This window comes from Alishewanella agri BL06, from assembly GCF_000272005.1.
In the GTDB taxonomy this organism is placed as follows: domain Bacteria; phylum Pseudomonadota; class Gammaproteobacteria; order Enterobacterales; family Alteromonadaceae; genus Alishewanella; species Alishewanella agri.
The window spans coordinates 208,692-234,125 of the sequence record NZ_AKKU01000025.1 but is presented as its reverse complement, the minus strand read 5'-3'; the positions used below and the strand labels follow the sequence as shown (position 1 = coordinate 234,125).

General features: G+C 50.8%; 25 protein-coding genes. 14 read left to right on the top strand and 11 right to left on the bottom strand.

The window, feature by feature from the left end:
• Positions 1 to 167: 167 nt before the first annotated feature.
• The 3 genes from AGRI_RS13340 to AGRI_RS13330 all read right to left on the bottom strand — a co-directional run bounded on the left by AGRI_RS13340 (position 168) and on the right by AGRI_RS13330 (position 4,995).
• The gene (locus AGRI_RS13340; protein WP_008985430.1) at positions 168 to 2,252 is read right to left on the bottom strand and encodes a M13 family metallopeptidase; all 2,085 of its coding nucleotides are present in this window, start codon (positions 2,250 to 2,252) and stop codon (positions 168 to 170) included.
• Positions 2,253 to 2,363: 111 nt separating this feature from the next.
• Complete coding sequence (gene ppk2, locus AGRI_RS13335) at positions 2,364 to 3,470, bottom strand: polyphosphate kinase 2 (protein WP_008985429.1); 1,107 nt, start codon at positions 3,468 to 3,470, stop codon at positions 2,364 to 2,366.
• Positions 3,471 to 3,483: 13 nt separating this feature from the next.
• Positions 3,484 to 4,995, bottom strand: a complete 1,512-nt coding sequence (locus AGRI_RS13330) for a DUF3612 domain-containing protein (protein WP_040291980.1) — start codon at positions 4,993 to 4,995, stop codon at positions 3,484 to 3,486.
• A gap of 152 nt (positions 4,996 to 5,147) precedes the next feature.
• Here AGRI_RS13330 and AGRI_RS13325 point away from each other — a divergent pair, with 152 nt between their 5' ends.
• Entirely contained in the window at positions 5,148 to 5,645 is a 498-nt protein-coding gene (locus AGRI_RS13325; RefSeq protein ID WP_008985427.1) for an aldolase/citrate lyase/malate synthase family protein, read from the top strand.
• Positions 5,646 to 5,702: 57 nt separating this feature from the next.
• On the opposite strand, the gene AGRI_RS13320 is transcribed toward AGRI_RS13325, so the two are convergent.
• Together AGRI_RS13320 and AGRI_RS13315 are read right to left on the bottom strand one after the other, a co-directional pair.
• Positions 5,703 to 6,518, bottom strand: coding sequence for a tetratricopeptide repeat protein (locus AGRI_RS13320; protein WP_162098371.1), 816 nt, complete (start codon positions 6,516 to 6,518; stop codon positions 5,703 to 5,705).
• A 287-nt stretch (positions 6,519 to 6,805) separates the two neighbouring features.
• A complete protein-coding gene (locus tag AGRI_RS13315) occupies positions 6,806 to 7,330 on the bottom strand; it encodes a hypothetical protein (RefSeq protein WP_008985424.1) in 525 nt (174 codons plus the stop codon).
• A gap of 555 nt (positions 7,331 to 7,885) precedes the next feature.
• On the opposite strand from AGRI_RS13315, the gene AGRI_RS13310 reads away from it, so the two are divergent.
• Positions 7,886 to 8,287, top strand: a complete 402-nt coding sequence (locus AGRI_RS13310) for a GreA/GreB family elongation factor (protein ID WP_008985423.1) — start codon at positions 7,886 to 7,888, stop codon at positions 8,285 to 8,287.
• A gap of 51 nt (positions 8,288 to 8,338) precedes the next feature.
• Here AGRI_RS13310 and AGRI_RS13305 read toward each other — a convergent pair whose 3' ends face one another.
• Positions 8,339 to 8,725, bottom strand: coding sequence for an acyl-CoA thioesterase (locus tag AGRI_RS13305; protein ID WP_008985422.1), 387 nt, complete (start codon positions 8,723 to 8,725; stop codon positions 8,339 to 8,341).
• Positions 8,726 to 8,811: 86 nt separating this feature from the next.
• Positions 8,812 to 9,669 (bottom strand): patatin-like phospholipase family protein, encoded by an 858-nt coding sequence (locus AGRI_RS13300; protein WP_008985421.1) that lies wholly within the window; start codon positions 9,667 to 9,669, stop codon positions 8,812 to 8,814.
• Between the two features lie 141 nt (positions 9,670 to 9,810).
• On the opposite strand from AGRI_RS13300, the gene AGRI_RS13295 reads away from it, so the two are divergent.
• The 4 genes from AGRI_RS13295 (at position 9,811) to AGRI_RS13280 (ending at position 13,887) form a co-directional block, all read left to right on the top strand.
• A complete protein-coding gene (locus tag AGRI_RS13295) occupies positions 9,811 to 10,335 on the top strand; it encodes an RNA polymerase sigma factor (RefSeq protein ID WP_008985420.1) in 525 nt (174 codons plus the stop codon).
• On the top strand, positions 10,322 to 10,759 hold the full coding sequence (locus AGRI_RS13290; RefSeq protein WP_008985419.1) for a hypothetical protein: 438 nt from the start codon (positions 10,322 to 10,324) through the stop codon (positions 10,757 to 10,759). Before AGRI_RS13295 ends, AGRI_RS13290 begins: the two co-directional genes overlap by 14 nt.
• Positions 10,760 to 10,771: 12 nt before the next feature.
• Positions 10,772 to 11,725, top strand: a complete 954-nt coding sequence (locus tag AGRI_RS13285) for a DUF4097 family beta strand repeat-containing protein (RefSeq protein ID WP_008985418.1) — start codon at positions 10,772 to 10,774, stop codon at positions 11,723 to 11,725.
• Positions 11,726 to 12,135: 410 nt separating this feature from the next.
• A complete protein-coding gene (locus AGRI_RS13280) occupies positions 12,136 to 13,887 on the top strand; it encodes a S8 family peptidase (RefSeq protein ID WP_008985417.1) in 1,752 nt (583 codons plus the stop codon).
• Between the two features lie 42 nt (positions 13,888 to 13,929).
• Here AGRI_RS13280 and AGRI_RS13275 read toward each other — a convergent pair whose 3' ends face one another.
• Positions 13,930 to 15,132 carry an anhydro-N-acetylmuramic acid kinase gene (locus AGRI_RS13275; RefSeq protein WP_008985416.1) on the bottom strand — a complete coding sequence of 401 codons (1,203 nt, stop codon included), beginning with the start codon at positions 15,130 to 15,132 and terminating at the stop codon, positions 13,930 to 13,932.
• A 130-nt stretch (positions 15,133 to 15,262) separates the two neighbouring features.
• On the opposite strand from AGRI_RS13275, the gene AGRI_RS13270 reads away from it, so the two are divergent.
• The 6 genes from AGRI_RS13270 to AGRI_RS13245 all read left to right on the top strand — a co-directional run bounded on the left by AGRI_RS13270 (position 15,263) and on the right by AGRI_RS13245 (position 22,452).
• Positions 15,263 to 15,634 carry a VOC family protein gene (locus AGRI_RS13270; RefSeq protein WP_008985415.1) on the top strand — a complete coding sequence of 124 codons (372 nt, stop codon included), beginning with the start codon at positions 15,263 to 15,265 and terminating at the stop codon, positions 15,632 to 15,634.
• A gap of 2 nt (positions 15,635 to 15,636) precedes the next feature.
• Entirely contained in the window at positions 15,637 to 16,332 is a 696-nt protein-coding gene (locus AGRI_RS13265; protein ID WP_008985414.1) for a cupin domain-containing protein, read from the top strand.
• Positions 16,333 to 16,408: 76 nt separating this feature from the next.
• Positions 16,409 to 17,302 (top strand): universal stress protein, encoded by an 894-nt coding sequence (locus AGRI_RS13260; protein WP_008985413.1) that lies wholly within the window; start codon positions 16,409 to 16,411, stop codon positions 17,300 to 17,302.
• A gap of 246 nt (positions 17,303 to 17,548) precedes the next feature.
• Positions 17,549 to 20,119 (top strand): S8 family serine peptidase, encoded by a 2,571-nt coding sequence (locus AGRI_RS16730; protein WP_008985412.1) that lies wholly within the window; start codon positions 17,549 to 17,551, stop codon positions 20,117 to 20,119.
• Positions 20,120 to 20,303: 184 nt separating this feature from the next.
• On the top strand, positions 20,304 to 21,491 hold the full coding sequence (locus AGRI_RS13250; RefSeq protein WP_008985411.1) for a GGDEF domain-containing protein: 1,188 nt from the start codon (positions 20,304 to 20,306) through the stop codon (positions 21,489 to 21,491).
• Positions 21,492 to 21,675: 184 nt separating this feature from the next.
• Positions 21,676 to 22,452: a type 2 periplasmic-binding domain-containing protein gene (locus tag AGRI_RS13245; protein ID WP_008985410.1), complete on the top strand. Its 777-nt coding sequence runs from the start codon at positions 21,676 to 21,678 to the stop codon at positions 22,450 to 22,452.
• A 9-nt stretch (positions 22,453 to 22,461) separates the two neighbouring features.
• On the opposite strand, the gene AGRI_RS13240 is transcribed toward AGRI_RS13245, so the two are convergent.
• A complete protein-coding gene (locus AGRI_RS13240; protein WP_008985409.1) occupies positions 22,462 to 22,941 on the bottom strand; it encodes a TlpA family protein disulfide reductase in 480 nt (159 codons plus the stop codon).
• 126 nt (positions 22,942 to 23,067) lie between these two features.
• Here AGRI_RS13240 and AGRI_RS13235 point away from each other — a divergent pair, with 126 nt between their 5' ends.
• Both AGRI_RS13235 and AGRI_RS13230 read left to right on the top strand, forming a co-directional pair.
• Positions 23,068 to 23,991, top strand: a complete 924-nt coding sequence (locus AGRI_RS13235; RefSeq protein WP_008985408.1) for a sialidase family protein — start codon at positions 23,068 to 23,070, stop codon at positions 23,989 to 23,991.
• 81 nt (positions 23,992 to 24,072) lie between these two features.
• Positions 24,073 to 24,321 (top strand): DUF3297 family protein, encoded by a 249-nt coding sequence (locus AGRI_RS13230; RefSeq protein WP_008985407.1) that lies wholly within the window; start codon positions 24,073 to 24,075, stop codon positions 24,319 to 24,321.
• On the opposite strand, the gene map is transcribed toward AGRI_RS13230, so the two are convergent.
• Complete coding sequence (map, locus tag AGRI_RS13225; protein ID WP_008985406.1) at positions 24,318 to 25,112, bottom strand: type I methionyl aminopeptidase; 795 nt, start codon at positions 25,110 to 25,112, stop codon at positions 24,318 to 24,320. The genes AGRI_RS13230 and map overlap by 4 nt on opposite strands.
• A complete protein-coding gene (locus tag AGRI_RS13220; RefSeq protein ID WP_008609322.1) occupies positions 25,093 to 25,311 on the bottom strand; it encodes a ParD-like family protein in 219 nt (72 codons plus the stop codon). Before AGRI_RS13220 ends, map begins: the two co-directional genes overlap by 20 nt.
• Between the last annotated feature and the right edge of the window lie 123 nt (positions 25,312 to 25,434).

Sequence of the window (25,434 nt, the reverse complement as noted above, 5' to 3'; positions counted from 1 at the left end):
CACTAATGCACACAGACTTATAATGGTTATAAATTTACTGAATACAAAGGGCCGGGCAGGTAATTTTTAGTTATAGTGGTCTGACCAAGGCAAAAAAAGCTGTGGCGCCTGCCTCCTTGCGAGAACCAGACAACCACAGCCTAATTATAGTTACTGCGAACTACTGATTACCAGATCTTGACGCGTTGCTCGACCGGTAAGTACATCGCATCACCTTCTTTGATATCGAAAGCAGTATAGAACTCAGGCATATTTGGCAACACCCCTATTACCCGGAAATGGGCTGGTGAGTGTGGGCCAGTGCTTAGCTGACGACGCAGCGCTTCTTCACGGAACTTGGTACGCCAGATTTGCGCCCAGCTGATAAAGAAGCGTTGCTCACCGGTAAAGCCGTCCATTACTGGTGCGTCCTGACCATTCAGTGACAACTGATAAGCTTTCAGCGCGACCGTCATCCCGCCGAGGTCACCGATATTTTCACCCAGTGCCACAGCACCGTTCACATTAACGCCCGGCAGCGGCTCAAAACGATTGTACTGACCAATCAGCTTAGCACCGCGCGCCTGGAACTGGGCTTTATCCTGCTCGGTCCACCAGTTACGCAGGTTACCGTCACCGTCGTATTTAGCGCCCTGATCGTCAAAACCATGGCCGATTTCATGGCCAATTACTGCACCGATACCGCCGTAGTTTACCGCATCATCGGCCGCCATATTAAAGAACGGTGGCTGTAAAATCGCGGCTGGGAACACGATTTCGTTGTTTACCGGGTTGTAGTAGGCATTGACCGTTTGCGGTGTCATAAACCACTCGTCTTTATCGATTGGTTTGCCCAGCTTACTCACCATCTCGTCATAGCCCCAGTGACTGGCACGGACAAAGTTACCGACTAAATCATCGGCTTTGATTTCCAGCGCGGAATAATCCTTCCACTTGTTCGGGTAGCCAATTTTCGGCGTAAATTTGCTCAGCTTTTCCAACGCCGCCACCTTGGTGTCTTCGCTCATCCATTCCAGCTCTTTGATCGACACCTCGTAAGCTTTGATCAGATTGGCGACCAGCACTTCCATCCGTGCTTTAGCGGCAGGGCTGAAGTGACGCTCAACATAGAGTTTACCGGTCAGCTCACCCAGTACCTGATCGGCGGCATCAACAGCCCGTTTCCAGCGTGGTTGTTGCTCCTGAATTCCACTTAACGTCGTGCCGTAAAACGCAAAACGGCGATCAGCAAAGGCACTGCTCAGTTTATCGGCGTAGCTGTTGACGGTTTTGATCGTTAGGTAATCTTGCCAGCTTTGTAGATCGGTGGCGGCGATAACCTTGCCTAAACCTTCAAAATAGCTTGGCTGACGCACAATAATTTCATTTACCTGCGCTAATTTCACGCCATTCGCGTAAGCGGCCCAGTCAAAATCACCCAAGCTGCTGTTTAAATCAGCCACACTGAGCTTGTTGTAGGTTTTGTCGGCATTACGGCTATCCAAACGGGTCCAGTGATGTTCTGCCAGGGCTTTTTCCAGCTGGTACACCCGTTCTGCTGCGGCAGCCGCATCGCTATGGCCAGCCAGCGCAAACATATCCTGCAGATAGGTTTTATACTCACTGATAATTTTCAGTGAGGCTTCATCATCTTTAAAGTAGTAATCACGATCTGGTAAGCCCAAACCACCCTGACTTAAATACACCGCATACTGGGTGGAGTTTTTCGCATCGTTATTAACAAACCAACCAAAAGGAATAGCGATACCGTCACGTTGTAAGCTGGCAAACAGTGCCGGTAGCTGAGCTTTATCGGCCAAGGCTTTAATCGCATCCAGCTGTGGCTGCAATGGTGTTAAGCCGCGCTGTTCAATCGTCGTTTCATCCATAAAGCTGTTATAAAAATGCCCCAGCTTCTGCTCATCTGAGCCCGCGGCTAAATCGGTTTTCGCAGAAACTTCGTCGATAATGGCTTTTACCGCTTGCTGCGATTGGTCCGCCAGCATATGGAAAGAGCCGTAAGTCGCCTTGTCAGCAGGAATTTCAGTCTCTGCCAACCACTTACCGTTTACCGCTAAAAAGAAATCCTGCCCAAAGGCCACGCTCTGATCAAAGTATTGCTTATCAATGCCTGACACCAGAGCCGCTTGTTGTTGTGTTTGTGCAGCTGCAGGTTGGCTACCAGCGCTCTGTTCGGTGGCAGTTTGTTTACCGCAGGCACTCAGCCCAAGGGCTAAGGCCACGGCAGTGGCGACTAAAGTAGTTTTTTTCATTGTTATGTCCTGTTATACGCGGGAGAGAGTTAACAACTCATCTTACGCCCTCCGGCGCACCTTGCCAATTTTTGGCTGGCGATTAAGTTGTAACAAAGTATGAGGGCCGACTCAGGCACTCGTTTCCAGTAGAAAACCATGTTCGCCCTGTTCGAAAATCACGTTGGCACGCCCCACCAGCAGCGGATCCGGCACTCCGACGACAGCGGCGTCTTTGTTCTCGTAAGGCAAACGCTGCAGCACATAGCGCATCGCGTTTAGGCGGGCGCGTTTTTTACAATCGGATTTAATCACGGTCCAGGGCGCATAGCTGGTATCCGTGCAGGCAAACATCGCCTCTTTTGCTTTCGTATAGTGATCCCATTTATCCAGCGAGGCTAAATCGACCGGGCTTAACTTCCATTGTTTTAACGGATGGGCCTCACGCTCAGTAAAACGACGACGTTGCTCGTCGCGACTGACTGAAAACCAAAGCTTAATCAGATGGATACCACTACGTACCAGTTGGCGTTCGAACTCCGGTACCTGCAACATAAATTCCTGATACTCCTCATCGCTACAAAAGCCCATCACCCGCTCGACACCGGCTCTGTTATACCAGGAGCGGTCAAACAGCACTACTTCGCCTTTGGTTGGTAATTCAGCAACATAACGCTGAAAATACCATTGCCCTTGCTCTGCCTCACTGGGTTTTTGCAACGCCACTACCCGTGCGCCACGTGGGTTTAAATGTTCCATAAAACGTTTAATGGTACCGCCTTTACCGGCGGCATCCCGCCCTTCAAACAGGATAACTACCCGTTGTCCGGTGGCTTTTATCCAACGTTGTAACTTTAATAACTCCACTTGCAGATGATATTTCTGCTGCTCATAACTTTTTCGACTAAGCCGGTTTTGATAAGGATAACCACCATCACGCCAGTCCTGCCGTAATTGCTGGTCGGCTTTTTCGCGGCGTTTTTCGGTTTGTGCTGACTCCCCTTTTAGTAGCGCCTTGCTAAGTTGACTCAGGTCATCAGGCGACAAACCATCCAGCATCGCTAACAGATGCTGTGATAACTGATGTAAATCGCCAGCTGCCCGGGCTGCAATAATGTCCTCAATCGCCACTGCCTTGGCTTGCTGACTGGCGGTTAACCGTTGACTGACCTGCTCGGTTTGCGGGTCCGGCGCAGTAGCGACGGTCTGAGGTGTTGCTGTTTGCTGAATTTCCGTCATTGGCTCTCCTGTGTTAACTGCTGCTGCCCGGACATTGATAGCAACTGGGCGAGCGCGGGCAACTGCCGCCCCGGGCGCAAATCAGCTGTGCTGGCTTATTCATACTGCGGCTAACCCAATTAATATTCAGAATATTTGCCACTCGCTTTAGCGTGGTCTGAATACTTTGCGGTACAGTAGCAGCGCCACCGTAACTGATACAACGTGCCTTCATCTCCTGCGCCAGCGCATCGGCATCCAGCCCCTGAGCCGCCAAAGCCGGATTCAAATCAATACCAGCACATAATACATGGTCATTACCGGCCAAATCTTTGACCTTGGTCGACTCACAGCAATAAATTCTCGGTTGTCCCTGCACATCCAGTAAAGATAGTTGCGCCGCACTACCCGACTCTTTTACTTCAAACATCCGGAATACCGCCCAGTGTTGGCAAGGATCCTGGACTTGCCGCATATTGCCCCAGGGCAGCGGGATACCATTACCGCGATACACTGCCTTTAATTTACCGGGGCTGTACGCATCAAAATAGTGCCAGTGCGGATAAGGTGATACTGCCGTCATCCGCCGCATCGCCACCGAAGCCGACACTTCAGCCTGCAAGTGACTGGCAATCTCGTAGCCACGTCGCTCCAGCAACTGCCGGAATGGCTGTTTCGGGCACAGCAGCGCACCGGCAAAAAAACTCGACTCAAAGTCGCGCCAGGCATGCAAAATGTCCTGCGGTGCCATGCTACTGCTGTCAGCAAACACATCGTCATGCGCCCCGCCGACTGCCATTGAACTTTTCACGCCATCTTTGTTATGCAGTACTGCATGGCCGATATGTACCGCCAATTCATATTTCAGGCGGGTTGGCCATTGCTGCAAGATACGGTGCAAATGCAAACTCTGCGGTGGCACAAAAAACGAGGTCTGAATATTATTCGAGCGCACACCCAATTCGTCGATTAACTCGCGCGGTGCTTCATCAAACCAGTGAATACTCAGCCCCAGTTGTTGCACGATGGCCAATAATTCCTCAACCGATAACGGCAACCGTTTTAAGCCGACTTCCTCGGCCGCCCGCTCCAGCTCAGGAAAATGATTCTGGTGATGCTCCTGATGCGCACGGATCAGTAGTTGCGCAAACTGCCGGCCGCTGGTGCCGGTTTGCGACAGCAGCTCCGGAATGGCAATTTGCAGAATATCGCCACTAAACAAAAAGCCCGGCTCCAGCGGCATACCATTTAAGCCGCCTTTGGTTTGTTTTGGCAGCACCAAATCCTGCTCTTCCGCTTCGCCATCTAAAAACCAGTCCAGTTCTTTTTGAAATACCTGCGCAATCACTGCCAACATTTCGACGGCCGGCACCCTTTTTCCGCGTTCAATCATCGACAGATACGACACCGAAGGTGCCGCTTCCGGATTCAGCCGCACACAACGGGTCGACAAATCTTCAATGGTTAAGTTATTGCGTTTACGCAAATTTCTTATTTTAGTGCCCAAAAAATGGGACTTTCGTAGCAGACTTTTGTTCACTTTCATTTTGTAAAATTCACACTGTAAAATTTTTATTGTGAAATTATGCTTAAAACTAATCTAGACTAGTTTTCAAGCAATAGCAAAAGCTGGCGCGAAAACCAGGATTAAGCCTTATCAGAGGCCAAGTACCGACCCTACCCGATGAGGAACAGAAGATGACAACTTTAGCTAACCCAATGCAGCAGGAGCTGCAAATCCAGCAACAGATCCAATTGATCACCGAACTGAATCAACAGCATGTGCGTCAGGTGATGGATTACTCAAAAGGTTTTCTGGATAAAACCTTTCCACTGGCCCGGGGTTCGCATAAAGACGTGGCAAGTTATGTTGTCTACTACCAGCAACTACTGGCGTTCTTTCAGGATGGCAGCACCAGTGGTTTACAAGAGCCGGCGCAATTTATCGCGCTGATTGGTCATCGTGAGACACCAGAAGCCTTACTGTTACAAAATGATGGCCGCCATGTCGAGTTAGTCCTGAATCGCCGCGGTATGCAGGGTAGTCAGGATCCGGCAGGTATTGACGATATTCAGCTGCAAACAACGGTACCCGAGTGTCATTGGTTCAGCCTAATCAGTGGCCGGCAAATCAGTTGTCGCAGCCGGGCAGAAAAAAGCTTTACTGCCAAAGATGGCAGTGACTATTTGCTGTAGTGCCCAGATCGTTAGAAGTGATAGCATCTGCCCAGGGTTGCTGGGCAGACTGTCTTCTTATCGGTTAAAGCGTAAAATATCTTTTAGAATAATAGCGGTTTCAGAGGCCAGACTATCGCGGTCAAATGCGACGGAACAGAGTCCGGTACCACGACCACATAAATTTCCGGGGATACGCGAAGAGGTGTTTGCCCCAGGTTGGTACAAGCCCGATGCCGCGAGTTGCTGCCTGACATTACTCAGCTCACTTTCGGTATTAAACTGTTGACCATAGATTCGAATTACCTCGATATCGCCGGCTGTTTTAAGCTCGCTAACAACAGACAACAATTGCGGATCGGCAATCGCATCTTGTTGACTCACCGCTTCCAGTACTTGCAAAAGCTCACTAAAATGCTGACGCGAATCTTCATAATCCTGCAGTGCCAACTTTTTAAACAACTGAGCGGCCTGCACTAAATCCGATTCTACACCTATACCCGCGACGTACAACTTAGCCAACAGATAACGGGCTGGCAGGTAAAAACCTTGCTCTGCAGTTTGTAACAAAGCGATCGCTTGCTGGTCGGCTTGCGGATTATTTTGCTGTAACAGCAATTTCGCCTTATCGTAAGCCGCCGGCAAATAGCCTGCCCGAATCGCACGTTCCAACCAGACATCTGCCTTATCTATGTCTTGCTCCAATATGAAGCCGGCACGCAACCAGTTGGACATGACGTGCATCCCCATAGGTTCACGCCAGCGTGCTGCCTGCTTAATATGGCGGCGCGCTTTTTTAACGTCCTGAGGTACGCCCTCACCGGTAGCATAAGCAGTCGCAACAATGGTGGCAGCCATGCCACTGCCATACCATGCCATTTTTTCTAACTTCACAAAATCTGTTTGACATAACTCAGATGTGCAAAAAGAGTCGGCTGGCTCAGATGTCGCGCCAACGAGCGGCAAGGCGCTGACTAGCAGCAGTATCGAAAATATCACAGGGGATTTCATCAGCTTTAGTCCGGTTTTTATCCAGAACACAAGCATAGATTTCATGTAAATAATTTACAAATTTATTGCAAAAATAGTTGAAAGCCGAAAGGCTAACTCCTGGCCGTAAGGTATGGGTAATTAACGCAGCAGCCTGCAATCGCAGGCTGCTTTGACTAAACCGATACGACTTACTCGGCAGCTTGCAAGGCTAATTGTGGCGCTTCAACACCATTGATGCTCTGCGTCAGGCGCTGCAGGTTTGCCAGCATCAGCTCTGCATTATCCAGGCGCACGGCTTGCATCAGATCCTGCAACGCAGCGACTTTGTCGCCTGCTAACAGATTCATTACTGCTCTGTTGTTCAATGCCAGCGCGCGCATTTCACGTTTCGCCGAACGCGGTACCGCTTGTAAAGCGCCAGCGCGTTGTACCGCATCGTTACAGGCAGTGGCTGCCGCTGTAAAATCAGCAGTCCGGCTATAGGCAACGCACAAACTCAGCTGCCGGAAAAACGGATCGGTATCCGCTTGCTGTGGGCTCTGCGCCTGTGCAATTCCCGCCTGGAACTGACCGGCTTTGATCAGCTCAGCACCCGGCGCGTCCTCCGGCAAGCCCATTTGGTAAGCATTACCCGCGGCAGAAGCGAGCAATGGACTTGACGACAACATTAGTACCGTCAAACCGGCGCATAATTTTGATGTTGAAAAAGTCATCTCTGGTCTCTCCTGCAAAAATTTATTTGGCGTGCCTAGTGTGTGGCACGTAATAAATTTACAAAAACCATCAATAACTGACAAACGAGAAGATCTAAAGAGATAGGTTAGAAAAATTAACCTGTACGTACCTCGAATTGAATTACACACCTAAAATAAAATAATAGTTTGATTTTTAACGCTTATTAATTAAATGGCAAATTAAATTGCTAGCATCAGTACTTATTAATCCGCACAAGTTATCTTGTAATTTAATTACAATATTCGCGAAATTTGCATACCGCACAGTGATAACACTGGCTACGGGCCCTCACAATGAGCAGGGCCCGGTAACCCGGCTTGCATTTACCGGCAACTTTGCTATGGTATGTCGCGGCCCGCTTATCGCTGCCACCCCAAGATTTACCGGAGTACGTCTGTGCTTACGACCCTGTGGTCTACCAAACTGAGTTTCGCTACCGCCTTCCAGCTCTAAGCCGGGTGCGCTTTGTCGCGCCCGGAGTACACCTTTCCCTGTTTACTGCTTTTACGTTTTTACGCTGAACTTTGCGGAGGATGCCTGTGCTGCATCGTAGTTCTTTACAAGATTTGCCGTTATCGGCAATTGAGCGCTATTTGCTGCGCGCCAGTTGGCTGCCGCTACAACCAACCCGACTGGCACAAATACTTCGCTTTCTGGAGGATTGCCCACAACGACGGGCCAGAGCTGGCAAGCCGTTACGGGCCGCGCCAGGCTGCACGGTACGTTTAATTGCATTACCGGATGGCGATGCCTGCTGGGTTACGCTAAGTGCCGATCCCAAAGCGGATAGCAGTGGTTCAGTCATCTCAATCTGGTCGCCACTGGGGCAAGCATTGCTTGGTAAAACGACCGGCGAGCAAGTACAGGTGAAGATCTTAAGACGCACCTTGCGCTTTGTTATAGGCGACTTACTCAAAGTAAGTCAGCACGGATAATTTCTTTCTCTTGGTTATTCTGAGGCTGCCTGCTGGCAGCCTCATCTGGCGCTAATCCAGCAGCAACTGTAACTCAGGCGGTAAAAAGGGTTTACCCGCTTCATTCAGCGCAGTACCCGTGATCAGCGCCTCTAACATCAACTTTTGGTCAGCACTGCGCCAGACCTGTTGTTTAAAGCCAAAGCGCAAGCGGGAAACCGGCTGATACTGCGTTGTGACGTAAAACTGGTCACCACTGGTTAGTGAGGCTTTATAATCCATCTCCGCCCGGACGACGACCAGATTGACCTTCGCTCTGGCCAACGCCGCGAAGTCGATCTGCCGGCTATGCAAAAACTCATGCCGCGCATGTTCCAGGTAATTGAAATACACCGCGTTATTGACGATACCTTGCATATCGCACTCATAATCACGCACTTTAAACTCAGTTCGATGCATCAACGGCTTCCTGTCAGCAAAAAGTTGCATGCTAACAGTCTGAGCGACGCCCGCCTAGTCAGGTCAGGCCAGTTCTGCTTCAGGCCCTAGCCACCGGCGACAGCAGGCAAAAATAACTGGGGTAATTTACGTGGCACGATATCCAACGCCGTCTTATAACCTTGCTGATACAACGTTTGCTTTTGCGCCACCGTTAATTCAAAGTTGACTGCCGACACCTCCCCGGTATTTACCACCACTGTATTGTGCCAGTACTCTGCATGCACATATTCGCGCGATACCGCGTTCATAAAGGTTTGAATCAACATCTGCATATAGGACAAAACAGGTAAATAGCGGCTGGTACGAATGGGCCGGGTTTCACTCTCACTTTTCAGGCGAAAGCAAACCAATGGCAGCCCCTGCCCTGACCAATCATAGTGCAGCGCATCTTCCGACAAAATCACGCCATCTGTCAGTACTTTATTGCGATAGCTTTTAAACGAAAAAAACAGCGGGATCGACATCGAATAGCGGATGGCGGCAGAAACCGGTAAATCCGGCGTCAGTTGCCGGCTGAATACCACCGGCCCGCCACCACTGATATCGGTGGCCAGAACGTGCAGATCCAACTGCAGATCGGCAAAAGTCCGCCCCTCCAGTTTCTCATCCAGCCATTGCTCAAAACGGTTACCATTACAGAGGCCACCCGTTCGTAATAAGGTGGTTAACGAAATGCCTTTAAACCGCCGAAAGTCGGTATTTAGCGCAAGTTGTTCAATGCGGGATAATGGCCAACCCGCGGCACAAAAGGCGGCGACAATACTGCCCCCAGATACCCCAACCAAATGCCGGTAGCGTAATCCCAGCTCTGCCAGCGCCTGCAGAATACCAATATGACAACTAAGGCGGGTACCGCCACCCGACAAAATAGGCACAATTTCCGGAAAGTTTTGTAGCGGCATTATTGCGGCTTGCAATTGGCAGGACATAATCCAAGTATGGTGAAAGCCGGCAGACTGTCCAGTGGCAAATAATTTTAATCCCTTTTAAACCTTTTCGCCTGCCGGTGCGACTAAGCCTGAAACAACAGATTAGAACACGGCATGTTACAACTTGAACCCCAGATTTTGCAGCAAGCGGCCAGCGGCGACCGCCATGCCTTTGCCCGGCTGTATCAGCACTTTGTGGGGCGGGTTTATGCTATTGCCTGGCGCTTACTGGCAAATCGCAGTCGGGCTGAAGATGCGGTGCAGGAAACCTTTTTAAAAGTATGGCAGCAATTACCGGCCTTTCGTGGCGACAGTGAATTCAGCACCTGGCTGCACCGGCTGGCGGTTAACACCACTATTGATTTGTGGCGCAAGGACAAAGGTTTACGACTGGAGGATGGCGACGCCATACCGGAAACGGTCTGCTGCCCGCAGCATAGTGACGAACAACAGCAGAAGCTGGAGCAAGCTATCCAACGCTTGCCAGCTCAGGCCAGGGCGGTATTTGTACTGTTTGCGCTGGAGGGCTATCAGCACCGGGAGATTGCGACACTGCTGCAAATTGCCGAGGGCAGTAGCAAAGCCCAGTACCACCGGGCCCGTCAACTATTGCAGGAGTATCTGAATGAACGAGACTAAACTGGATGAGTTGATTGCAACCCTGCCGCGGGACCTGGCTCCGGCGCGTGATCTGTGGCCGGCACTCGAGGCACAATTACCGCATCCGAAGCCAAAGCGCTGGCCGCTTGCCAGCGCCGCCTCCTTACTGCTGGCGTCGTTACTGTACTGGTACTGGCCGGCGACACCAGCGTTACAACTTTCTGCTCTGCAACAAGAGTTACAGTATCAACAGGCACTTACCGAACGTTTGGCGACCTTGCAACAGGTTGATAGCGCCTTTGGCGACTGGCAATGGCAGTTGCAACTGTGGCAACAGGCAGTCAGCCAGGTTAGGCAAGCCCTTAGTTTTTACCCGGATGATCCGGGGTTACAACAACAATTGGCGTCGTTATATCAACAACAATTGTCTTATGTTGATCAACTCGCCATGACATCCCCCTAACAGGAGCTCAAGATGAAACTAATCCAATATAGTACCGGCCTCTGGCTGCTCTGCTGCGCCAGCCTGGCGTTGGCCGACAACCGGCAGAGCATTGATGAAGTGCGCAGTGTCGCCGCGAACGAGCGGGTCACGCTTGAAGTACAACGTGGCAAAGTCACCATCCGCGGTAGCCAGCAAAATCAGTTTAAGGTCTCAGGTAAGCTCGACGAGCAAGCGGAAGGCTTTACGTTAGACTCCAATGCCGGTTTTACCCAGTTTGTGATGAAAATGCCAAGACAAATGCACAGTGACCGCAATCAACAAGGCGCTGAACTGGTGTTTGAGGTGCCACAGGGCGCCAGCCTGGAGTTTAAAGGTGTGAACAGTAGCATCGTAGTCGAAAATATATCGGGTGGCAGCCTGATCAGCACAGTCAATGGCGATATCAAAGCCAACAACCTCAGCGAAACTGTCGAGCTGGCAACCGTAAATGGCGCTATCGACAGCCAGGGGCTGAGCGGTCAGCTACGCCTAAAAACGGTGAACGGAAAAATTGAGGATAAAGGTGCCACAGGTCGCTTACAGGTGGAATCGATTAATGGCGAAATCGATCTGGAGAGTCAGCCCGATGAACTGATGTTGACCGTTGTTAATGGCGAAGTCGATCTGGATCTGACCCGCACCGCCAAAATTGAGATTTCCAGTGTTAATGGCAGTGTTGAGGTCGAGTTAAAGCAGCAAAATGCTCCCCGGATTAAAGGCTCTTCGGTCAGCGGTAAGTTTGAATTAAAACTCGACCCTAATCTGGATGCTTCAGTCAGCATGAAAACCTCTGCCGGCGGCAGCATCAAAAATAGCTTAACCAATGATCAGCCAAGCCGCGATAAATATGGCCCGGCCAGTAACCTGCAATTTAGCAGCGGAAATGGCAGCGGCAGTATCGACATTAGCACAGTCAGTGGCCGGCTGGAGCTGTCCAAAAACTAAGCGTTACGGCGCCAACCCGGTTATTCCACGTTGGCGCTATTAATCCTTCCTGCACACAACTAGTCCAAATAGATTATTTAATTCAGCTGCTTACACACCATTCCAGCATGATTTTAAAAACGTTTTAGCAATAAGTTATAGCGATTAGTTATAACCGTCACGCGTAAAATAAAAGCAACAACGCAGATGTCATCAGGGCTAGCGAGTAACCCAGCTTTTACTAAAATAACTGAGAAAAACCTTTTTCGGGAACTTTGTCCCCATTCTGGTGTAACCCAGATTTTTTTGTCCATATTTTGCAGATTTACAGCACTCAGTCTTTACCTTAAAACCTATTACAGATGTTACTGTGGTGTAACAGTAAGTAGTCATCTTTCCAGGGAATCCATAACAATAAATTAGGTATCACTATGCCGAATAATAATTTTAAACTCCGGACGCTGGCGTTGCTGTGCGTACCGGCGGCGTTCTTAGCGCAAACGGCTCAGGCCGATGACAGTAACGATTATCAACAGGGTCCAGTAACCCGCGTAATTGTAAAATACAAAGAAAACCAAACAGATAACCTGACTCGCGCCCTACCCGCTGTTGTCGCGCAGCAACGACGGGCAGAACGCATGCAGGCTAAAGCCGAGCGCTTTAGTCAACGCGCCGGCGAGCGGGTTAAATTTGTCCGAGAAACAGCGCTTGAGCGGCATGCGGTGTTCAGTGCCGAGCGGCGTTTATCTGCACAAGAGACTGCAGACTTGCTGAGCCAGCTGGCAGCCGATGACGAAGTTGAATTCGTTGAAGAAGATCAACTGTTGCAGGTTGCGTTAACACCAAACGATACGCAATACGCTAATCAGTGGCATTACTACGAGAGCACCGGCGGCATCCGGGCACCAGCAGCCTGGGACAGAGCAACCGGCCAGGGTGTGGTAGTCGCGGTATTAGACACAGGTTACCGGCCACACGCTGACCTTAACGCCAATATCCTACCCGGTTACGACATGATTTCTGATACCTTTATCGGTAATGATGGGAATGGCCGTGACAGCGATGCCCGAGATCCGGGCGATTGGACTAACGTTGGTGAATGTGGTGGCGGCCAACCCACGTCATTCCGCGCCTCCAGCTGGCATGGTACCCATGTCGCCGGCACCATTGCGGCTGTTAGCAATAACAATAACGGTGTGGCTGGTGTTGCCTTCAACGCCAAAGTCGTTCCGGTGCGGGTATTAGGCAAATGTGGTGGTTACACCTCTGACATCGCTGACGGTATTATCTGGGCAGCAGGTGGCACAGTATCCGGCGTACCAGCTAATGCTAACCCAGCCAGCGTAATTAATATGAGTCTTGGCGGCTCGGGTACTTGTTCAAGCACCACTCAAAACGCTATCAATCAGGCTCGCAGCCGCGGTGCTGTTGTTGTAGTGGCTGCCGGCAATAGTAATGCCAATGCCAATAACTTTAACCCGGGCAACTGTGCCGGTGTGATAAACGTTGCTGCCACCAATCGTCAGGGTGGCCGGGCTTATTACTCTAACTATGGCACCAGTATCGATGTAGCAGCACCGGGTGGCGCCATGAACTCGGCAAATGATCCCGCCGGTGTACTGTCGACTTATAACAGCGGTTCTACAACGCCAAGTACCGATAGTTACGGCTATAGTCAGGGCACCTCGATGGCAGCACCACATGTTGCCGGTGTTGCGGCACTGATCAAACAGGTTAAGCCCGCTGCCACCCCGGATGAAATTGAAACCATCCTGAAGAATACTGCGCGCAGTTTCCCTGCCAGCTGCAGCGGCTGCGGCACCGGTATTATTGATGCCAATGCTGCGGTGCAGGCTGCTCAAGGCACAAGTGGTGGCAGCGGCGGCGGTGGTACCGTGTCAAACTTATCCGCAACTACGAATAACTGGCTGCACTACACCGTGACGGTACCTGCAGGTATGAGTACCTTGACGGCAAGTATCTCCGGCGGTACCGGCGATGCGGATCTCTACGTTCGTCGCGGCGCCAGACCGACCACCACCACCTTTGATTGCCGGCCTTATCTGCAGGGCAATAATGAGAGCTGTAATTTCAGCAACCCGGCAGCAGATGTATGGCACGTTAGTATCCGCGCTTACAGCAGCTTTAGCGGTGTAACGCTGACTGTTAGCTACAATCCATAAAGCAGTCGATTTAAACAGAGCGGTGGTTTAACTACCGCTCTGTTAATCTGCAAAGCTGATTTTTCCCATCGTCACCGCTGGCATACCAGTACTGAGATGATTGAAGGTCGTCGTGGTTCCGGCTACGCACTCATTCGCCAACAGCGCAAATAATACCGCTTCTTTAGCATCCGGCAGTATTGCCAGCTCCGCTGTCGTTGTTAAACTCAGCTGTGGTAAACCCTGTTTTAGTTGCTGCATTAACAGTGGGTTGTGAATACCCCCACCACTGGCATAGAGCACGGTTGGCCGCTCAGGCTGCAACAGCTGTTGCACCAACTTGATAATGGCCTGCGCACTAAAGGCATTTAAGGTAGCCAGTACATCAACCGCCGGCAGATCCTGACACCCACTCTGTTGTTGCGCGCGCGCCAGATAAGCCAGATTAAACACCTCTGGCCCGGTAGTTTTTGGCAGACTTAGCTGAAAAAATTCCGCCGCCAACAAAGCAGCTAATAACTTTTGCTGGACGGTGCCCGTTGTTGCCAGGCGGGCATCCGCATCATACTGTAACCCCGGAAAATGTTGCCGCACATAGGCATCCATCAAGGTGTTACCAGGTCCGATATCAGTACTAAATACGCCACTCAACGTCTCACCGGCAGGCAAATACGTCAGGTTGGCAATGCCGCCGATATTTAGCAGGATCCGGTGCTCCGTCGCTGAACCAAACAGCAGATAATCACCATAAGCAGCCAGTGGCGCGCCCTCGCCGCCTGCCGCGATATGTTTTTGCCGGAAGTCACTGACAGTAATAATGCCGGTATGCACCGCCAGATGATCGCCATCGCCCAGCTGCAAGGTAGCATTACCCCATGCTGGATCCTGATGCTGCCGTTTCGGGCAGTGATAAACGGTCTGGCCATGGCTGGCAATCAGATCCACCTCTGACGCCGGCACTTGCCAGTCGTGAAGCGCCTGATTAATCATCTGCGCATGCTGCTCAGCAATCCATGGATGCAACAAGGTTAGTTGCTGCAAATCGACCTGACGTTTAGCAAATACCGCTTGCACCCGGCTGCGAAACTCATCCGAATATGGCACTGTAATAAACTGCTCGACCTTAACCGAGCTCTGCTGCCCACTGCCGTGAATGTGACAGAGCGCAATATCCAGGCCATCCAGCGAAGTACCACTCATTAAGCCGATAATCCGGCGGCTGGGTTTAGCTGCCAGCTGATATAACTTGGTAATGTGGCTGTGCATGGCTGAAGCATCCTTAATTTTTTTCTAAAATAACAACACCAAGCAGCGGTTTCGTTCGTATACTTAGGCCGTGCGCTGTTATCACTCAGTGCCAGCCCATACTACCCCAGAACCGTGAACGGAGAAAATGATGATTAGTTATGTAACCTTAGGTGTCAGTGATATTGCTGCAGCCCGGAAGTTTTATGGTGACTTGCTAGGTGAACTTGGCGCCAAAACCTTGTTAAATATGGATCGTATTACCTTTTTCGGTAAAAGCATGAAAGAACCGATGCTGGCAGTGTGCATTCCATTCAATCAGGAAGCTGCGGCACCGGGTAACGGCAATATGGTGTCAATGGCACCGGGCTCCAAAGAAGCGGTTGACGCGCTCTATCACAAAGCCATTGCACTGGGTGCCACCTGCGATGGTGCACCGGGGCAACGCATTCCGAACACCTTTTATGGCGCTTACGTGCGCGATGCCGATGGTAATAAACTCTGCTTCTGTCATTTCGGTTAAGCATGCAAATTCACGCTGATTTTAGTGCCCGCGTTGTGCTGCTGCCGGGGCAACAACAATTTGTCCCCTCACCTCTACCCGGCGTCAGCCGGGTGATGTTAGATCGGGCTGGTGAAGAAGTTGCGCGGGCAACCAGCCTGGTACGCTATGAGCCAGGTTCAGGTTTCAGTGCGCATCGCCATGATGGTGGCGAAGAAATCCTGGTGTTGGAAGGCGTGTTTTCAGATGAACATGGCCATTACCCTGCCGGCACCTACCTGCGTAATCCGCCTGGGACCACGCATCAGCCCTACTCAGAGCAGGGTTGTCTGTTACTGGTCAAACTGTGGCAATTCGCTGCTAATGATAACAGTCCGTTAGTACTCAATACTAAAGACGGTAACTGGTATCAGGGCTTAGTTCCGGGGCTGTCGGTGCAGCCTCTGCACGAGCATAATGGCGTTAATACCGCCTTAGTGCGCTGGGCGCCGAATACCCGGTTTAACCGCCATACCCATCCGGGAGGCGAGGAAATCCTGGTACTGGAAGGCCTGTTTTGTGATGAGTTTGGCGAATATCCGGCCGGTAGTTGGCTGCGTAACCCGCGTTATAGCAATCACGCGCCCTACACTGGCGCTGAAGGGGCGTTAATTTACGTAAAAACCGGCCATCTGGGCGCAAACCTGCTTGGCGACCAGTTTATTCAAACGCCACTCTAGCTGCGCTGACCAGCAGGCTAAACGGTGAGCAGCGGCTATACTTAACCACTGTTTGGCTTTGCTCCGGCAATCTATCATGCAACCCATGTTTCACCACATTCTGATTATTCTGCGGCAAACCGCCGAAGACCAATATACGCTGCAAAAAGCGCAACGTCTGGCTGCCTGCCAACCTTGTCATTTTTCTATTTTTATCGCTAACCCAGTGAAACTGCCGCGTCCGGATCCGCAACTGGTCGGGAGCTTAACAAAGCAGCAACTGAGCGAGCTATCCGCAGTAACCAGCGACTATTTGATCTCTGAAAATAAAGGTAATGCCGAAATCCACTGGTTACGTAATTATCTGAATGAGTCAGATATCAGTTTAGTGATTACGGCGCCACTTAGCGGCAGCGGCTTACTGCCAGGCTTATACGACAAACTGTGTCACTTTCTGATCAATGACTGCGAGTTACCAGTTTGGTTGGTGAAAACACCCCTACCACTCACGGAAGACAGCATCCTGGCATGTTTAGATATTGAAGATGCTTCGCTACGCAACCAACATCTAAATGAAGTGATACTGCAGGTCGCGGCGGAGCTTGCCAATGCGTTGGGAGAGCCGCTCCACCTGTTAAACTGTTTTCAGGACGAGTTAATGACGATGGATTTGAGCTATGACACTGCGCATGGTTTCAAAAAACACCCTGATGAGCTGGGTAATCATCAACGGCTGTTGCAGTCTTATCTGCTACAGGGCAATGTAGTTTCGCCCTGCCAAATTCACATCAAAGAGGGCTGCCCGGATAATGAAGTTCCGTTAGTCGCAGCCCAGTTACAAGCGGGCTTAACTTTAATTGGCAATAACCACTGCCACAGTCGTTTGTCGGCGGTATTGGGTAATACAGCACATTATCTATGTCAGCAAACACCGACCGATATGCTGGTGTTAAAACCCGGCACTGTAATTGCGGGACGACAGGTGTCCTGACCCCCCTCAGACAGCATCCTTTATAACGTTCAAAAGTGTCAGCTTTTTTTACAGTCACCGACAACAGCTGTTGTTAAATCCGGCCTCATATCGCGTGGCATCTGTCCTGCCACCACCACCACGTTCCCGGCATTGATTATGCATGATAAGTCGCCGGCACAACGCTGGCAAAAACCCACTCTAATTCAGCTCGATAATTAAACCAACAAAACTAAAAACCAGAATAAAATCGGAGCAAATAAATCTATGTCTTATCAAAAACATTTCAAGGTCGCCAGAAACCGGCTGACCCTAGCCTGTATGCTGGCACTCGGGCTACCCTGTGCGGCGGCCGAACAACTAAATATCAGCGACAGCGAGAGCACTAACCTGTGGTTTATCGAATTGAGTGATAAACCGGTAGCGGGCGGCAATAGCAAAAGTAACGTGCGCGCAGCACAAAACAAATTCAAAGATGCGGCAAGAGATGCAGATCTGAGCTTTGTTGAAAAACGCCGTTTTGAAACACTGTTTAACGGTTTCTCGGTCGAAATTTCTGCAGCAAACCGGGCTAAACTGATGCAGATCCCTGGTGTCAAAGCGATTTACCCGGTAGAGGTATTTCATGCTCCCGCAGTAGAGAGTAGCGAAGGCGGCTCAGCCGCTGATATGGCCGTTGCACTGGGCATGACGGGCGCTAATTTTGCCCAGAATAGTATGAATCTGGACGGTACTGGTATTAAGGTCGCGATTATCGACTCTGGTATTGATATCGACCATCCGGATTTCGGGGGCTCCGGTAGCAACGGTTCAACGTCTTTCCCTACTACACGAATTGCCTACGGTTATGATTTTGTTGGCGATGCCTTCAACGCCGACCCAAGCAGTGCGACTTATAATCCCGTTCCTACCCCGGATTTCAACCCAGATGACTGTGGTGGTCACGGTACCCACGTTGCGGGTATTGTTGGTGCCAACGGTCGGGTAAAGGGTGTCGCGCCCAACGTTACCCTCGGCGCCTACCGGGTATTTGGCTGTGCCGGTAGCACGTCGGCTGATATTATCATCGAGGCAATGGAGAAAGCCTATAACGATGGTATGCATATCGTAAATATGAGCCTGGGCGCGGCGTTTCAGTGGCCGCAATATCCAACCGCTCAGGCAGCAGACCGACTGGTAGAAAAAGGTGTTGTTGTTGTGGCCTCTATCGGCAACAGTGGGGCTAATGGCTTATATTCAGCCGGAGTGCCTGGTCTTGGTGAACATGTTATCGGTGTCGCTTCCTACGATAACCTTGGCTCAGCGCAACAAATTGCCACCGTCAACAACCGGGATATCCCATACAATATCATGACCTTTAGTGGCATGGCGCCAACCACAGGTTCGTCGGATGTCGTCTTTATCGGACAAGCCTGTAACACCGACCCGCTACTGGCAAACCCAGCCGGTAAAACTGCGTTAGCGGTGCGCGGGGTTTGCCCATTTGGTGAAAAGGCTGCTAATGCAATCGCGGCCGGAGCTACCTCGGTGGTTATTCACAATAATGCCGCGGGTACTTTCAGTGGCACTTTGGGCGCACCATTAGGTAACGGTTCGGTACCGGTGGTTGCCATAACGCAACAAGACGGTCTCTTTATTCGTAGCCAGGAAAACCCGGTTTTAAACTGGACTAACCGTATGGTCGTAACGCCATCTGCGACAGGCGGCCGGATTTCCAGCTTTAGTTCGTACGGTTTGTCACCGGATTTGCAACTAAAACCAGATTTAGGTGCACCTGGCGGGAGCATTTTCTCTACTTATCCGATGGAGGCTGGTGGTTTTGCTACCTTGGGCGGCACATCAATGTCATCGCCGCATGTCGCCGGTGCAGCGGCACTGTTGCTGCAAAACAATCCACAGATCCCAGCCATGTCGATGCGCAATATTCTGCAAAATAGCGCCGAACCCAAACTGTGGTCAGGCAACCCTGCACTAGGCTTCCTGGATATGGTGCATCGTCAGGGAGCTGGGATGATTAATGTTGCCTCCAGTGCCAATGCGACCACCTATATTACGCCAGGGAAAATTGCTGCCGGTGAAGGCGAAGCGGGTCCCTTTACGCAACGTTTGACAGTCAGTAACAGCGGTAGCGAAGCGGTGACCTACCAGTTATCGTCAGTTAACGCGCTGAGTACTGGCGGTGTGATTACGCCAAGCTTCTTCCAAGGCAATGCCAGTGTCAGCTTTAGTTCAGATACGCTAACCGTACCTGCAGGCGGCAGCACCACTGTGGATGTCACTATCAATCCCGCTACGACGCCAGTAAATGGTCAGTACGGCGGTTATATCGTTTTTACACCGCAAGCAGCCGGCCAGGTATATCGCGTGCCGTTCGCAGGCTTTGTTGGCGACTATCAGGGGATTCAAATCCTGACCCCTACGGCAAATGGTTTCCCCTGGCTAGCAACCTTAAACGGCAATACCTTCAGCCGCTGCCTCGAAAGCTGTACTTACTCGATGCAAGGTACTGATATGCCATGGTTCTTAATGCATTTTGATCATCACGCCCGCTATATGGAGATGAACATTCTGCATGCCGCAACTAAGCGTCCGGTCCATCCGGTATTCCACAAAACGAACGTGATGGAATATTTACCGCGGAACAGTACGGCAACCGGTTTCTTTAACTATACCTGGGACGGTACTCGCCTCCACAGCAATGGTGGCAAGGGTAAAACCATGGAAGTGCCAAACGGTGATTATGTGCTTGAGATCCGTGTCCTGAAAGCGCTCGGTGATAAAAACAACCCGGCGCATTGGGAAGTGTGGATGTCTCCGGTCATTAGTATTCAACGTTAATACGCTCGCCATACCGGGAGCCCTTGCTCCCGGTATTTTTATGCCTTTCTGGTATCGGGAGATACCCAAGACCAAGGTAACTTGTTGCTGTGTCTGAGAATAAAAATAACGCTCTAATGCCAATTGCTTGCTGTTGCTTTTTTGTGCTAGATTCTGCGCCCTTTTCCGACGAAGCTAGCCTGTGATGGATTTGTTAACTCTGACAATCGTCAATGCCTTTATCGCACTGGTGGCGACCGCTGTACTGGTATTGCAAGATAGTGCAGACCGGCAATTTCGTTATCAACGCTATTTTGTCCTGGCCGGCCTGTGCATGCTGCTAAACGCCAGTTTCAGCGCCTTAAGGTATGCCGGTTATCCTTTACCATACTGGTTGTTTCCTGCCCTTACCAACAGCTTGAGTGTCGGAGCAAGTCTGGCGTTGGCCGCTGGCATTCACCGGCATCTACAAAAACCCGGCAAACGGCTCGGCTTGCTACTGGTATTCTTACTGATTTTTGCACTACATTTTGTCGATGCCATCAGTAGCAATCTGGGATACCGGATGCTGCTCAATATCCCGATAGTACTGATAGTTAATTTATGGTGTATTGCTATGCTTTGGCAGGCCCGCCACTCGGAGCTCGGTAAAGTCTATCTGGCCTTTATGGCGACCTTTATCTTTAACATCCTGCAATTTAGTGCTCGTTCAATCTATCTGTTGTTGGAGCAAACCCAGGTTGTTACGGCGAATTACAGCAGTCTGGTACACAGTATTGGTTTTTTTTGTCTTACCGTGTTCGCCATTCTGGTCTTCTGCTGCATTATCATGCTGAGCCATCGCCAACAAAAGCTAATGCTGCAGCAGCTGTCTGAGCGGGATGCCTTGACTGGTGCCCTGAATCGCCGCACCCTGGACCTGCGACTGGCTGCTGAATTTAATCGTTGTCGGCGCAAGGGCAGCAGCCTGAGTTTGCTGCTACTGGATGCCGACCACTTCAAGAAGATTAATGATACGCTGGGGCACGCTGCAGGCGACCAAGCTGTGCAGCATATCGCCCATATCGCTGAACAACAGCTACGCGACTACGATTTACTATTCCGTTTTGGTGGCGAAGAGTTTTTACTGTGTTTACCCGATACCGAGCATCATATTGCACTGCAAATCGCCGAGCGACTACGTCAGAGTATCGAAAAACAAAGGGTACAACACACTGATCAATTTACACTGACCGTGAGCATAGGGGTAGCCAGCACTCCCGGAGCCACAGACTGGCAAAGTCTACTGACACAAGCCGACCAGGCGCTTTACATAGCAAAATCTTTGGGCCGCAATCAGGTGCAAAGCTTTTCCGCCGTGAAATCAACCCAGGTGGCGACTATCCCAAGCTAGCTAATCACAACCTAGATCCGCTATTGGTTTGGCGCATCATGCTGCCAGCATTTTCAGACAGCAAATTGTGATTAATTTTCATTATATTGGCGTAAAAGCCTATTTGAAGTTGACCGCAAGGTTATTTAGGTTATTAATTAAACAATACACTCTGTGCTGTGACGCTCATAGCTGGAGGACAACTATGCGTAAATACGCCTTATTGGCGCTGCTACTTGTGTGTCAGCCGGTCGCTGCACATTCCCCGTTACTGTTCTGTTATGAGCTACAAGAAAAATCGACTTTAAAAAACAGTCTGGGGGTTGGTTTAGAGCAGATTTTTGAGTTCCAGGCCAGGGTTGTTAGCGATGCTTTAGATAGCCTGGCAATGCCGTATCAACTGCAGCGACTACCCTGGCGTCGTTGTTTGGCAGCGGTAAGCCGGGGCGAGCTGGATGGGGCCATTGGGGTTGGCTGGACTGCTGAGCGCGATAGCGCATATCACTTTCCCAGATCACAATTGGAACTGGACCCAAGTAAGCGATTATTGCATCTGAATTATTCTATCTATACCCGATATGACAGCACATTGCAGTGGGATGGTCAGCAGTTAACCGGTATACAACATGGTTTAGCGGCACCCAAGGGCTACGTAGCAGAGCAGCGTCTACAACAACTGGGCGTATGGCGTGAACTGGATACAGCTCTCGACTCTGGTATTGATTTGGTTTTAAAGCACCGCCTTGATGGTTACGTGTTGCCGGATGAAGTGGCGGCAGCGCAACTCAAAGGCCACTCCGAGGCTGATAAGATCCGCAAGCTCGAACCGCGGTTTATGGCGCAGCCACTGTACCTGGTTTTAAGCCGGAAAAGTAGCAAGCTTGACGACGAGCGGCGGGCTCAGCTCTGGCAACAAATTGAATTATCTCGAGAAAAGTTACTAGGTCAGCACTCGCAACAATCCACTCCCGAGCAACACTAATGTCTACTACTAGCGACTGCGCAACCAAAGTCCAAGCGCCGTACTATATCCCAGCGACTTAGCACTAATCTGCCCTTCTGCATTGATAACATAATAAGTCGGAAAAGCCTGAATCTGATAATCAGTGGCCAGCTGCTGGTTACCCAAGAGTACCGGAACCTCTAGATCTAAATCAGCAACAAAGTCCGCTACCTGCTGCGCTGAATCATACTGTAGCGCAATAGCGTACACCGCCAGCCCCTCGTTATCAGCCTGCAAATACTTCAAATTCGGCATACTTAAGCGACAGATACCGCACCAGGGCGCAAAAAAATACAGTAAGGTTTGTCTGCCCTGCAGCTCCGTCGAACGAAATAGATCCCCCTCGGCAGTCATAGCGATAAAAGCCGGCGCAGTACTGGCGCTCTTCAGCAAAGTCTGCTCTTTATACCAACTGATACCAAAGAACATGCAGCCTGCCAGCAATAGCGTTAACAGCCAGGATTTCATGACTTGCCCTCGAATAGTTTTAACTCGCGACTCTAGCTTGTTTAGCAGTGACGATCCAGTGCAGCTTGCGACTAAGCTGACTTCTGTTAATGTAATGCTTAAATGATGGTCTCGGGTCTCACTAAGATGCAAACACTAAGGATTTGGCAGCAGGCGCCTCATAATGCTTTTACCGATTTGATTTATTTTCACTATACCCTCTGGTGTGTATTTCGCGAAGGTAGCGCTCATGTCTCCCCTGATGGTCAGTTTCGGATCTTACGCTCCCTGGACGGTATTCACTGGCTCAGCTCTGCCGTGATCAGTATGGCGGGCGCAGATTTACGTGATGCAAAATTTAGTCTGCTACCTGATGGCCGCTTGATGCTTTATGGCGCCGGCGCTTTGCATGACAAAAGCCAGCAGAGCCATCAGAGTTTCGCCTGGTTTTCTGATAATGGTCTGGAGTGGTCAGCACCGGTCGCGATTGGTGAACCAAATTTTTGGTTATGGCGCCTGGCATGGTTCGGGCAGCAAGCCCTTGCCGTTAGCTATCATTGTGGCCAGCCACGTCTGGTAAGGACGTATCAAACCCGGGATGCGAGGCACTTTGTACCCCTTGGTCAGGCGATTTATCAGGGCAGCTACGCTAACGAAAGCGCTATCTGCTTTGAGCCTGACGGTACCGCACTTTGTTTACTGCGTCGGGATCCCGAAAACGGCTTATTGGGTGTTGCGCGGCCACCCTATCATGACTGGCAGTGGACAGATATCGGCTGTCGGATTGGAGGTCCGGCGATGCTCCGGTTAGCGGATGGCCAGCTTCTGGTCTGTGTACGCTTATATGATCAACAGGTTCGCACCAGTCTGTGCAAGCTGGACCGGTTAACCGGAAAACTGACCGAATTACAAGTTCTGCCATCCGGTGGTGATTGCAGTTACGCCGGTATGGTCTTACGGGAAAATTGCCTCTATATCAGTTATTACTCGTCGCACGAGCAGCGCAGTGCGATCTACGTCACTCGATTGGAGCTTCGGGTCCCCGGTGGCGCCAACTTTTTACCGCAATAACTTTTTACCTGAAAGCCAGAGCCTTGAGTCAGCTTCGCTCTGAGCTTAATATAGCGGCTTTAAACTTAATAGAGTGATGTTATGACCGACGCGACTATCCGCCCCGAGTTACCAGATCGTTTATCAGTAAATCCACGCAGCAAATTTTACAACGCGGCTATCTTTGAGCACGAAGTAGGCATTAAGCTCAACGGCAAAGAGCGTTTTGACGTGGAAGAATATTGCATCAGCGAAGGCTGGGTAAAGGTCGCCTCCGCCAAGGCACTGGATCGCCGTGGCCAGCCATTATTACTGACCGTAAAAGGTACCGTAGAAGCCTTTTACCGCTAACCAGCCGTTGCTAACTGCTGCGCCAGCTCCTCCGGGCGCAGCGTTAATACCTCTACCCCGTTTTCTGTTACTGCCACGGTGTGCTCCCACTGTGCCGATAATTTCTTATCGCGGGTGACCACAGTCCAGCCATCTTTTTTGGTTTTCACCTTGGCGCTGCCCTGATTAAGCATCGGCTCAATCGTAAATACCATGCCGGGCTTTAACAGCATACCGCTGCCGGCGGCACCATAATGCAGCACCTGCGGCGCTTCGTGCATCTCACGGCCAATGCCATGCCCACAGTATTCCCGCACCACACTGTAGCCGCGGCTTAAGGCAAACTGCTCAATGGCAAAACCAATATCGCCCAGCCGGGCGCCGGGTTTAACCGCTTTAATACCCAGCCACAACGCCTGATAACAGTCGGCCACCAACTGCCGGGCTGCCGGTGCCACCTCGCCAATCAGATACATCTTGCTGGAATCGGCAATAAAGCCATGTTTTTCCAGCGTAATATCGACGTTGATAATATCGCCGTTTTTTAAGCGTTGACTGGCCGACGGCACGCCGTGACACACCACCTCATTCACCGAGGTATTTAGCACATAGGCAAAGCCATACTGGCCCTTGCTGGCCGGGCGGGCCTGTAACTCATCGACGATATAGCGCTCAGCCAGTTCATTAATTTGCAGGGTTGAAATTCCGGCCGTGATCGCAGTATCCAGCATCGCAAACACCCGGGTTAACAACCGGCCAGCCTCGCGCTGTAATGCCAGCTCGGCTGCCGTTTTAAGCTGAACGCCGCTCATCCAGGCCCCCCGCCCATTTCACATCAGCCTGCTGTAACAACATCACTACCAATTGCTGATAATTAAGGGTCGGATGCAGCTCAGCCAGCATGCCCATTTTTAGCCAAAACTCCGCCTGCGCATTAATCGAGCGCGACATAGCGCCACTGGCTTTGCGAATTTCTTCGTGTAGCTCATCAGCAATTTTTACAATACCCAAGTTCCTGACTCCTGCAGTTCGCAATATACGAATTATATATGAAGTGTATATTCATTCCTAGCGCAATAATCGCAAGCGCCTTAAGCCGCGATCCAACCGGATGCAGATCCGCGCTGCCTGCGC